This is a genomic window from Hoeflea sp. (genome assembly GCF_984452065.1).
Window position 1 is genome coordinate 1 of the sequence record NZ_CFHWAF010000156.1, and the last position, 10,048, is coordinate 10,048.

Below are 10,048 nucleotides of genomic sequence, written 5' to 3' on the forward strand. Positions count from 1 at the left end.
TCGGCGGCCCCAGTTGCCCTTCGACCCGGGCAGGTGCGGCTTCAAACGGAGCCAATGCTCCTCACTTAAATCGTGGCGATGCAGGTCTGACATGGCGTTCTCCTATGCTGATTGTCCAGCAGGAATGTTGTTTCCGCTGGCGATTTTGAAGGTTGCGAAGTCTTCGAAGACCCATTTGTTTTTCAGGGTATCGAAGATGATTTTCAGCAGCTTGCGGGCCGTTGCAATGATGGCCTTGCCAGCGCCGCGCCGTGCTTTGATGCGGCGATAGGCAGCGTTGAGATAGCCGGAATAGCGGATCGCAATGAGCGTACATTGCACCAACGTCGTGCGCGCGAGCTTGTTGCCACGCTTGGTGATCCGCCCACGGTGATCGGTCTCGTTAGACTGGCTCACTTTCGGGACCATCCCGAAGTAAGCCGCCAGCTTGTCGGGACTTTCAAAGTCGCTCACATTGCCGATGGCTGACAGGAATACGGCCGCAGATCTTGGACCAATCCCCTTGATGGAGGTCAGCCCGTCATAGCCGGCAAGCTCTTGCGCCGCCTTCTCGATCTCCTTGTCGAGCCTTGCGATCGCGGCTGTCAGGCTCAACGCCTGGTCGTGGATAACCGTCAGCTCGACCTGCTCCAGCGCCGAGAACCGGCCAATCTCCAGCTTGCCAAGCGCCCGCTTCGAGCCGAGGCTTTCCTTCCTGATCTTGACGCCATGGCGGTTGAACACGGCATGGATCTTGTTCAACAGCCGCGTGCGCTGCTTGACCAGAAGGTCGCGCGTATGGGTCAGCGACGCCAACTCGCTCGCCGCCGGCGACTTCACCCGCGTCTCCGGCAGCATGTCCTTCGACAGGAAGAACGCAAGCGCCCGCGCGTCATTGCGATCGGTCTTGCTGACCGATTTGCGGATCACTTGGAACTGCTTCGGATTGACGACGACGACACGGCCGACGCAAGACACCACCTGATCGCGGAACCAGGCGCTGTTGCCCGTCGCCTCGACGGCGATCTCATCGTCGGCATCGAGGCCGGCGCAGAACCGGTCAATGTCCGCCGCCGCCAGTTGCCAGGTCGAGAACGTCTCGACACCATCCGCCTCCAGCCGGCAGGCGGTAAAGCTGTTGCTATGAAGATCGACACCGATAAAGGTCATTGCTATCATCCCATGGTTGGGAGGCGCAGCCCCGAGAAGGGCGTGAACGGCCAAGCCAAACTCCTATACGAGGTCACTGGCCAATACCGGGCCTCAAGATGGTCGTTCGCAAACAGGCGACGGGTAATCTCCTTCACAGGGTCAAAAGCCCTAAACAGCGCATCCAACCTGAAACCTATCCGCCTCTCCCAACACACTAGCAGTATCGGGCGCCAGGGCCGCTCACACCACATTCATGCCATCTCCTTCAATGACAAACTACAAAAACAAGGTTAACAATCATTCAAATTGGGGACAGCCTTTAGATCGGTTATGTCTCTTCCGACATGGGCAAGCAGGGCTTCACGGCTTGCAACTGCGATTGGGATCAACAAGTTCGCCGGCATCGCAGCCTTTTCCAATGCCCGTTCCGCACCAACTGGATCCACCGTGACTGCTGGACCGCGTTTCGAACGCGATACAGGATTTTCTCGATCTGCCGACAAACTACCGCATTACCAGCGCTGTGACTGGCTTGCCGACAGAAACATATCGACCGTTTCAGGGTACACGAGTGTGAGTACTTCCCTGTGTTCAGGCTGCGATCGGGCGCCGGAGAGCACGGAATGTGCATAAACGTTGAAGTCAGCCGCCTGATAATGCCCGAAGAACCCGCTTGCAGGATGAAGATGGGCGCGCGGGGCTTCTGTTTCGCCGCCAAAGAGCAATTCCATTGCACCTGTGTCCGGGTCGTGGTCCTTGCGCGGCATCCAGCCCTCTGGCCAAGACGGCGACGCCCGAAACCATTTCCGGCCATTTGGCCCATAACAGATGAGCATCGCCTCCGTCGGGCTGAGATCGATGAAGCGAAGGGCGGTTGCCTTACGGCTAACATCGAAGGCCTCTGCGAGCTCATCTATGGTGACAAATGATGGTCTTCGGGTATCGCGCATACGCGGCAAAAACATGAACCTCGGCATGATGAGTTGCGCAGCATACCGATCCGCCTCACGTTCCTTTGCCTTGGCTTTGCCGTTGACCGATCCAATATCCTGCTTGGCGCAGGTTAGGATCTGATTGCGATGCTTTTTCCAATGGCCGATTTCATGGGCGAGCGAAAATCGCGCGCGCCGCGCGCCAAATCGGTCATCCACGGTGATGATCGCCTTGTCCTGGATACCCGTGATCTTCGCCTCGCAGCTCTCCAGCTGGCGAAACCTGACCTTCGCGCCCATGGTCCAAGCGATCGTTTCCAGATCGATCTGTCCGGGCTCCGAAATCCCGTAGCGGATAAGATGGTGCTCGGAATCCGATAACGCTTTCACGGGTCACCCTCTCCTGGTAGCGCGACGCCAAGCTCTCGAAAATCCGCCAAAAGGTCGAGAACTTCCCGATCAGACATTGGACCTTCACAGGCATTGCGGGCAGCCTGTGTGAGGCTTGGCTGCTCGCGCGCGATCCGCGCAACAATCACGCGTGCCTCCGTGGCGGTGACGACGCGACCATGAGAGGATGCCATGCGATCGGCATTCATCTCGTCACGCGCGCGCGCAAGCGCCTTTCGCCCTGCCTTCAGCCGGGCGCTGTCCAACAGACTGTCGAATGCGCGTCCTGCGTCTTCTGCAGTAATACCATCCTCTTCGAGATCGGCGAGGATCTCCTCGTCGCTCATATTGAGAATTGCATCGACGACATTATCCGTCAGATCAAACAGCTCTTCACGTTTGGATTTGGTCGTCATGATTGGCTCCGTTCTTTTTTGAAACGATCCATCATTCGGGCAATACGCCGGTGGATCGTAGCTAGCTCCTTTTTTGTCACGCCAGCGAAGTCACAAAGGTCTTGACCCCGCAGGCCATCAAACCCACCGAGCAACACAAGATGGGTTTTTTCGCACCCTTTGCATTGCTCTTCGAGAAAGGCATGGAATGCCTGTTCGTGTTCGGCATGTAACAACTCCTCTTCTGGAGTTCGGAACGTCTCATCAGCGGTTGCCGCAGTCAGAAGATCATATTCGGAGTGCTGGATTTCTGCGGCCAGCGCTTCCTTTCGACGTTTGCGCCACTCAACACGATTGTTCGCAAGCGAGCGCATGACACCTGACAGGAATTTCACCAGCTCGACACCCGTGGGGCACCGGCGGCGACTTCGAGGGTTTTCCTCAATCGCCTTCATCATGGCTTCATGCAACAGGTCCTCGGGCTCGATGTCTCCAGCGACATCGGCCCAAATTTTCGAAATTTTCTTCAAACGAACCTTGTCTGTGATGCACAGCGCGCCAAGCTCGTCCCGGAGTTCTTCCGTCTCCTTGATGTCAACAGGCTCAATCGCGCCCAACGTTCCGTTCTCCTTATTGCATAGTGGGACACTCTCTAAGGCGCTTCGGAAGCGCCGATTCGGACACCTCCAGCATATATTTTTTCGGCGTCGGAATCGAAGGTGAACACAAGCCTTTGTGGGTGTGAGCGGCAATCGCCACAACATCTGAAAAGGACTTAAACCAATGACTGACGATAACACCTTCCTTGACCTCGAGGCCTGCGCCCGCGAAGGGCGCCATGACCCCGGCGCGACACGCTTCCGCATCCGCATTGATGATGAACGTTATCGCATCGATGATCCCAAGCCCACGGGCCGCCAGCTGCTGGCCCTGACGGAGCAGAAACCGGTCGATGAATACCTCATCTTCCTTGTGCTTCGGGGCGGCGGATTTGAAGAAATCCGTCTCGATGAAACCATCGATCTGACCCGGCCGGGAGCTGAACGCTTTCTGACCTTTGAAAGCGCCGCCTCCTACCGGTTTGAAATCGACGGGCAGCGGATCGAATGGGGCACCAAGCTCATCACCGGTCTCAAGCTGAAAGAGATCGCCGGCGTGGATCCCGCAACCTATGCGCTTTGGCGTGAGGTTCGGGGCGGCGAGGATCTGCCGGTCTCCAACGACCAGCTGGTGGATCTGAGCGCAGACGGGCTTGAACGTTTCTTTACCGTTATCGAACAGACCACGGCTGGAGATGCACAAGGTGGCGGGGCTTTGCCCCGCCGCGACCAATCCTATCTGTCGACCGCGGCCCCGGGGTTCCAGGAGATCAGCGACAAGCAGCAGATCGGGATCGTCCTGAAGGACTTTATCCTGCCGGACGGCGGTTTCGATATCGGACAGACGGACATCCTGATCCTTCTGCCTGCCGGCTATCCAGATACGCCGCCCGACATGTTTTATTGCCACCCCTGGCTTCGCCGGGCAGCCAACGGGGCCTATCCGAAATGCGCTGACGTTCCGCATCCCTTTTCCGGTATCACCTGGCAACGCTGGTCGCGGCACAATTCCCAATGGCGCCCTGGCAAAGACGGCATCTGGACAATGATCAAGCGTGTCGAGCACGCCCTGCGGGAGGCGGTCTAATGGACTATGATGTCATTGTCCCGCAGCGGTTCCTTGAGCCCTTGCGGCAAGCCGCATTTGATGGCGCCAAGGAAGGCGGCGCCTGGGCCCTGTTCAGTTCCGCGCGGGTAACCCGCGATCCGGTCACGACCAAGCCGCGTCACCGTTACATTCTTCGGCAAATCCAGCCCTTCACCACGACCGATATCGTATCGTCCTCGCCAAAACACATCACGGTGAAAACCGACACCTTCATGCCGATCCTCCGCCAGTCCCAAAACGAAGGCTTCACACCTGGCTTCCTGCACGGGCATCCAAGCGGATACCCCGCGTTCTCGAAACAGGATGACATGAACGAAATGGCGCTTTCACAGGCAACCCGGAACCGGAATGGCTCGGAGGCGAAGTTTGTCAGCCTTCTGGTGCTACCGGACGATACGCTAAGAGCGCGGGTCTGGCACGGGGACGGCGCGTCTCAAGCCGCACCCGTTTCGATTACCGAATCGCAGCTGCGCATCATGGATCGGCACCCCCTTATTGCGGATCGTGGCAGCGATCTCGACCGTCAGGCCCGGGTCTTTGGTGAACTCTTCAACGAACAAATCCAGGCGTTACGCGTCTTGATCGTTGGGGCAGGGGGGACCGGGTCACCGCTGGCGGTCATGTTGGCGCGGGCCGGGCTTCGCTGCCCCGTCATTCTCGATCCCGATATCGTTGAGGGCACCAATCTGCACCGGCTTCACGGCGCGCGGCTTTGCGATATCGGCCGACCCAAGGCTGAGGTTGTCGCCGATCACATCAATGGAATGGGACTTGGCACGAGCGCCATCGGCATACAGGGCAATATCTTGGATGCCGCACATCGCGATCTACTGATCTCTGCCGATTTGATTTTCTGCTGCACAGACGATCACGCCGGACGGCTCTTGCTGAACCGTTTTGCTTATTTCTATGAGACCCCCGTCATCGATATCGGCCTTGCCATCGAAAGAAGCGACACAGGCATTCGCGATATGACGGGCCGCGTCACAACGCTCTATCCCGGGGCGGCGTGCCTTTTGTGCCGGAACATCGTCGATCCTACCCGTGCCCGCGCAGAAGAACTCCGGCGTCGCGATCCGGAGGCTTTCCGTCAACAGGTCGATGACGGCTACATTCTGGGTGGCGGCGATCCGGAGCCGGCCTTCATTTCGATGACGACGTCGGTTGCAACCATGGCCATGGAAGAGATGCTGCAGCTCATGACCGGGTTCCGTGGTGCAGGCGGGACAGTCACCCAGCGGCTGCGGCGATTTCAGATTCCGGAAGACCGGCGCACCGGGGCCAAGATCGATCCGGATTGCCCGGTCTGCGGCGAAAGCGAATTCTGGGGAATTGGCGATATCACCCCATTCCTGGACCGGGTGGCTTAAGATGATCAGAGATTTCCTTCGCACCGCCCTCATCTCTCTGCGTCTGGTCGATCCGCCGGATGTCTTGCTGAGGCACGTCGAGACACAACCATCCCCCGAGGACATCGGGCCAGGCGACATCGTGGTTGTTAGCGGCCAAGACCAATTGAAATGGGCGGTCCTGCGCTGTCCCGGAAATTGCGACACCATTATGCGCCTGCCGCTCGCGTCCAACCGTCGCCCACATTGGTCCGTCAGTCGTGACTGGCTCGGGCGGCCCTCGCTTTCACCCTCGGTCCATCAACGCAACGCCTGCAGGGCGCATTTTTGGATCAGAAAAGGCGCAGTCACCTGGTGTCGGGACAGCGGATGCGGAACCAGTAGAAGCACGCAAACACGCCTTGATCAAACCTGCTGACACCCAACGGGTGTCAGCAGGCCAAGGTCTAAGTCGTAACAAAACACGGATCTTAGTCCCCCGTCATATGGGGGTGATGCGGCTAATCTAACAATTCACGGGTTTGCTGTCACCTGAAGCTTAGAGCATGCGCCGCACGAGCGAGACAAATTCAGGCCCGACCAGGGTTTCCGTGAGCGTCGCGTTCCCAAGGTGCTGAATGGTCTTTGCCTCCAGCTTGGCATTCGTCAGGGCACCATCTGAAGAGTCCCAGGTCACCTCAAGACCAAAACGGCCAAACAGATTGCCTACGGATAAACTCACGCGGTTCGTGCGCTTACGGTCATAGCGTGCCTGGTTGATCAAATCCGTCAGGCAGATATTGCCCTCTGACCCATAGAGCATGCCGAAATGCGCCAGTTCATTGCGGGTCGCGATGCGGGTGTCACCGCGCGTTACAAAATCCACCGCAAAGAAGGTCCGCAAAGCCTCAACGAGATGATCCGCCGCGTCATTTTGATCGCGTTGACGAATAGCCTTGATGATCTGCCCGCGCCCAAGCAGCCGTCTGCTTCGTGGAGAGGAAAACACGTCCGCCGGGGACACGCCAGGCCGGTACAGGACGCCGAGGGTCATGAAATAGAGATCACGCTCCCAGATCCCAACATTGTCGACGAGCTTGGCCAGCGCTGCCATCAACAGCCGGTAGGCCTTGAGATGATTTCCCAGGAGCGCATGGTGGGAGACGTCGCGATGTGCCACGATCGCGGCCAGGCACTCGGCATAGGACGACTTGTCTTCGTCGCTCAATACGTGATCGGCTTTCACCCATTTGTCGTGAAGCGCTGACCTTCTTTCCTGTGCCTTGGCGACTCCTTCGCTCAGTGTTGACAGCGTTTCCAGATGACGTGTTGTGATCGGGACAGCTGACAAGACCTCAATCACACGTCGCGGCGGCTCAAACCGTAGTGTTTCGCGGAGCGCCCGGACGGAGCCACGGCCCAAGGCTGCATCCCCGGTAGTTCGCTTTAGGACGGCATCTGCGAGCTCAGGGGTTTCGAAAAGCGGCTCCAATGTCGCCCGACCACGCGCGCCTTCGAGCCCCTCAAATTTGGCATCGTGGCTGCGTTCGTTGTACCCAATTAAACCTCCACCTCTGGTGGAGGACTGGACGCGTTTTACATTTACGGTAAGAGACCTCCTTGCTTGAACCATTGGCGTGGTTATCTGCTCAAGCGAGGAGGTTTTTAATGGACGAAAATCACCTATCACACAGTACTTGGGACTGTAAATATCACCTTGTGTTTGGCTCCAAATACCGCACCAAACGCCTTTATGGCGATTTGTGCACGGAGTTGCGCGACCAGTTTGTACGGCTGGCGTCACAAAAAGGTTGTCACATTGAGGAAGGCCACTTGATGCCGGACCATCTGCATATGCTGATCTCGATCCCTCCGAAATACTCTGTGGCGCACATCGTGGGGTTCCTGAAAGGGAAAACGGCGCTCTATGTGGCCAACAAATACGCCAGAAAGCGCAGATACAAAGGCTATCACTTTTGGGCACGGGGCTATTTTGTATCGACCACGGGCTATCAGGAGGAGGTCGTCAGACGTTATATCCGCAACCAGGAGAAGATCGATAAGTCGACCGACTTTGCCGACTTGTTCAAACCCAGTTATTGATCTTTAACAAAACCACTTCCAGTGGTTCAAGCGAAGCGTTACAAACCTCCGCCTATGGCGGAGGTCACTGACTTGAGTGACAGGAGTGACAATAGCGTACCGGCCAGGTGCGCCTGGGCACCATCGCGTATCCCGGTCCGGGAGATTTGATGTGAGAGCTTGTTGACCTCATCGACGGGGATCAGGTGCAGCAGAAAGTACATCACACATTGCCAGTTTTCTGCTGGCGTTTCAGGCGCTGTGACGACCGCAATGCGGGATTTGGGTTTTTCGCTTTGCCACCCCGCCTCAATGTCGAAAGCCCATCCCAACCCGGCCTGCTCGACATAGTCCTGAAAGGCCTGCGCAATCAGATCAAGCTCAAGATCGCGCAGATATTTGCCAAGATCCCGTTCGAGCTGACGGCCGATTTGCGCCGATCTTGCCTCCGCGACGGCGGCTGCACGCAGCATCGCGAAGAGATCAAAAACAGTGTCACTGTCGAGGATTTTGATATGGGCAGCGGCACGCGCCGTCAGCTTATCATTGCCTGAGATACGCCGCGCTTCGTTCGTCGCGCGCACCGTGTACCGCTCGACATAGGTCTTCACAGTTTCGGCGGTCAGATCACAAAGCCATTCGCCGAAGCCGCGCTCATAAAGAAGTTTCAGAACGAGGTGCTGGCATCGCGTTGCCGGATCGCGAAGAGCCTCGGCCTTTGCCGGCGCAGGAAGTCGGAAATCGACGTCCTTTCGCCAGTAATAGGCACCCTGCGCCCGACCCAGAACGTTTTGGAAGGATGGCAGATCGTCGAAACGGACATCACCACGCATGACAGTCTCCAGGAGTCGATCCAGCTGACCCTGTCCCAAAAAGTGCTCGGCACGAACCGACCGTAAATCAGCCTTCAGACGCTCGTTGAGCGCGGCCGTATCATCGTCATGGAGGGATTTGACCGCGGTGAGAGCGCCTTGGCTTGCGCCATCGCCTAGAGAGTTGAGCACGTTCAGAAAAGATGTCAGGCCGCTGAAATGAAATGCGGCGTTGCGAAGCCGGCTCAATTCATTGAGCACAAGCGCCATGACCTCCTGTCGAAACTCTCTCGTTGAGGTGGCGAACTTGCCGCTTGATGCGCCAAACAAGAGGGTTGCGACACGGTCAAAATGGTCGACATCCAGCGCGTCAACCGCGGCCTCCCGTTCTCTCGCGCCGAGAATGTCCCTGCCGATCGCGGAATCGGCGTCTGCCCAGTTGGTTGCCGTTCGCGCTGCAAAGCTAAGGGCGTGACGCCAGACGCGCACAAAGGCTTCGTTGATCTTGATCGCCGTTTGCCCCTCACTGGTCCAGAAGGGACTTCTGGAGACATCCGCGCTCCAATTGTCGAAAAGATGGGCCGGGCTATCATCTTGCCCGTCCGGTGCCGCTTCATAGTGAATGATCTTTCCAAGACGGATCAGCGCATTGACCTCCCGGTTTCGCCAATCCTCCGTCAGCTCGGCAATGAGTTCATCTGAACTCTTCGGAAGCTTTTTCCGCCAATAGGCCTGGGGCGCTCTCAGCAGTCGTTGAAACCTGAACTTTGTCGCTTGATGCAAGGCGAAGAGACCGGGGTAATGAGACGCAGCCTCTTCGATGGAAAGGGCGCTTCCATCTGAACCGGCAAACATGCGTCCAAAATGGTCGTGCAAGACCCGGCCCACCGCACGACGGCCTCGCGAAGCGCGTTGGCCGCCATACTTATTGATGGCCTCGATGACGCGGTTGAGAACGTCATGATCAGTGAAGTAGGCGGAAGCATCGTCGTTGCTCCAAGGCTGACTGAGAGCAAGCTCACCCTGCCTGAGTGCCGGAACATTTTCGGAGATGCTGCGCGCGCGTGCTGGTATCAATCCCTTTGTGTGGGGCCGGACATCCTCTCCAAAGCGCTTTTCGCCTACATAAAGATGGTCGTAGAGCCCCTGTGCGATGACGTCTGTGTTAATTCTGGCTGGATCGCTCTCAGCGCTGAAAACATGGAACCATCGACCTCTAGTACTACAGTTGCAATTATTAGTAATTCATGATTCTCCTCAAGTGTTTAGAA

Annotated in this window: 10 protein-coding genes; 4 read left to right on the top strand and 6 right to left on the bottom strand. The window is 57.3% G+C overall.

Translation table 11 applies throughout. The annotated features are described in order from the left end of the window. Positions 1-102 precede the first annotated feature (102 nt). The 4 genes from AC5E6N_RS21025 to AC5E6N_RS21040 all read right to left on the bottom strand — a co-directional run bounded on the left by AC5E6N_RS21025 (position 103) and on the right by AC5E6N_RS21040 (position 3,465). On the bottom strand, positions 103-1,149 hold the full coding sequence (locus AC5E6N_RS21025; protein ID WP_491749646.1) for an IS110 family RNA-guided transposase: 1,047 nt from the start codon (positions 1,147-1,149) through the stop codon (positions 103-105). A 494-nt stretch (positions 1,150-1,643) separates the two neighbouring features. Then, the gene (locus AC5E6N_RS21030; protein ID WP_491749647.1) at positions 1,644-2,453 is read right to left on the bottom strand and encodes an ImmA/IrrE family metallo-endopeptidase; all 810 of its coding nucleotides are present in this window, start codon (positions 2,451-2,453) and stop codon (positions 1,644-1,646) included. Then, entirely contained in the window at positions 2,450-2,869 is a 420-nt protein-coding gene (locus AC5E6N_RS21035) for a hypothetical protein (RefSeq protein ID WP_491749648.1), read from the bottom strand. The genes AC5E6N_RS21030 and AC5E6N_RS21035 overlap by 4 nt, the downstream gene beginning before the upstream one ends. Continuing rightward, a complete protein-coding gene (locus AC5E6N_RS21040) occupies positions 2,866-3,465 on the bottom strand; it encodes a hypothetical protein (RefSeq protein WP_491749649.1) in 600 nt (199 codons plus the stop codon). Before AC5E6N_RS21040 ends, AC5E6N_RS21035 begins: the two co-directional genes overlap by 4 nt. A 166-nt stretch (positions 3,466-3,631) precedes the next feature. On the opposite strand from AC5E6N_RS21040, the gene AC5E6N_RS21045 reads away from it, so the two are divergent. The 3 genes from AC5E6N_RS21045 to AC5E6N_RS21055 are packed head-to-tail and all read left to right on the top strand — an operon-like array spanning position 3,632 to position 6,322. Continuing rightward, on the top strand, positions 3,632-4,534 hold the full coding sequence (locus AC5E6N_RS21045) for a multiubiquitin domain-containing protein (RefSeq protein ID WP_491749650.1): 903 nt from the start codon (positions 3,632-3,634) through the stop codon (positions 4,532-4,534). Beyond that, positions 4,534-5,925 (top strand): HesA/MoeB/ThiF family protein, encoded by a 1,392-nt coding sequence (locus AC5E6N_RS21050; RefSeq protein WP_491749651.1) that lies wholly within the window; start codon positions 4,534-4,536, stop codon positions 5,923-5,925. Before AC5E6N_RS21045 ends, AC5E6N_RS21050 begins: the two co-directional genes overlap by 1 nt. Position 5,926: 1 nt before the next feature. Further along, positions 5,927-6,322 carry a ubiquitination-like system serine protease family protein gene (locus AC5E6N_RS21055; RefSeq protein WP_491749652.1) on the top strand — a complete coding sequence of 132 codons (396 nt, stop codon included), beginning with the start codon at positions 5,927-5,929 and terminating at the stop codon, positions 6,320-6,322. Positions 6,323-6,442: 120 nt separating this feature from the next. Here AC5E6N_RS21055 and cas13a (AC5E6N_RS21060) read toward each other — a convergent pair whose 3' ends face one another. Next, the gene (cas13a, locus tag AC5E6N_RS21060) at positions 6,443-7,306 is read right to left on the bottom strand and encodes a type VI-A CRISPR-associated RNA-guided ribonuclease Cas13a (protein ID WP_491749653.1); all 864 of its coding nucleotides are present in this window, start codon (positions 7,304-7,306) and stop codon (positions 6,443-6,445) included. Between the two features lie 245 nt (positions 7,307-7,551). Here cas13a (AC5E6N_RS21060) and tnpA point away from each other — a divergent pair, with 245 nt between their 5' ends. Further along, a complete protein-coding gene (gene tnpA / locus AC5E6N_RS21065) occupies positions 7,552-7,986 on the top strand; it encodes an IS200/IS605 family transposase (protein ID WP_491749654.1) in 435 nt (144 codons plus the stop codon). A 38-nt stretch (positions 7,987-8,024) separates the two neighbouring features. Here the strand turns inward: tnpA and cas13a (AC5E6N_RS21070) are convergent, their stop codons facing one another. Further along, positions 8,025-10,022, bottom strand: a complete 1,998-nt coding sequence (cas13a, locus tag AC5E6N_RS21070) for a type VI-A CRISPR-associated RNA-guided ribonuclease Cas13a (protein ID WP_491749655.1) — start codon at positions 10,020-10,022, stop codon at positions 8,025-8,027. Positions 10,023-10,048: the final 26 nt, after the last annotated feature.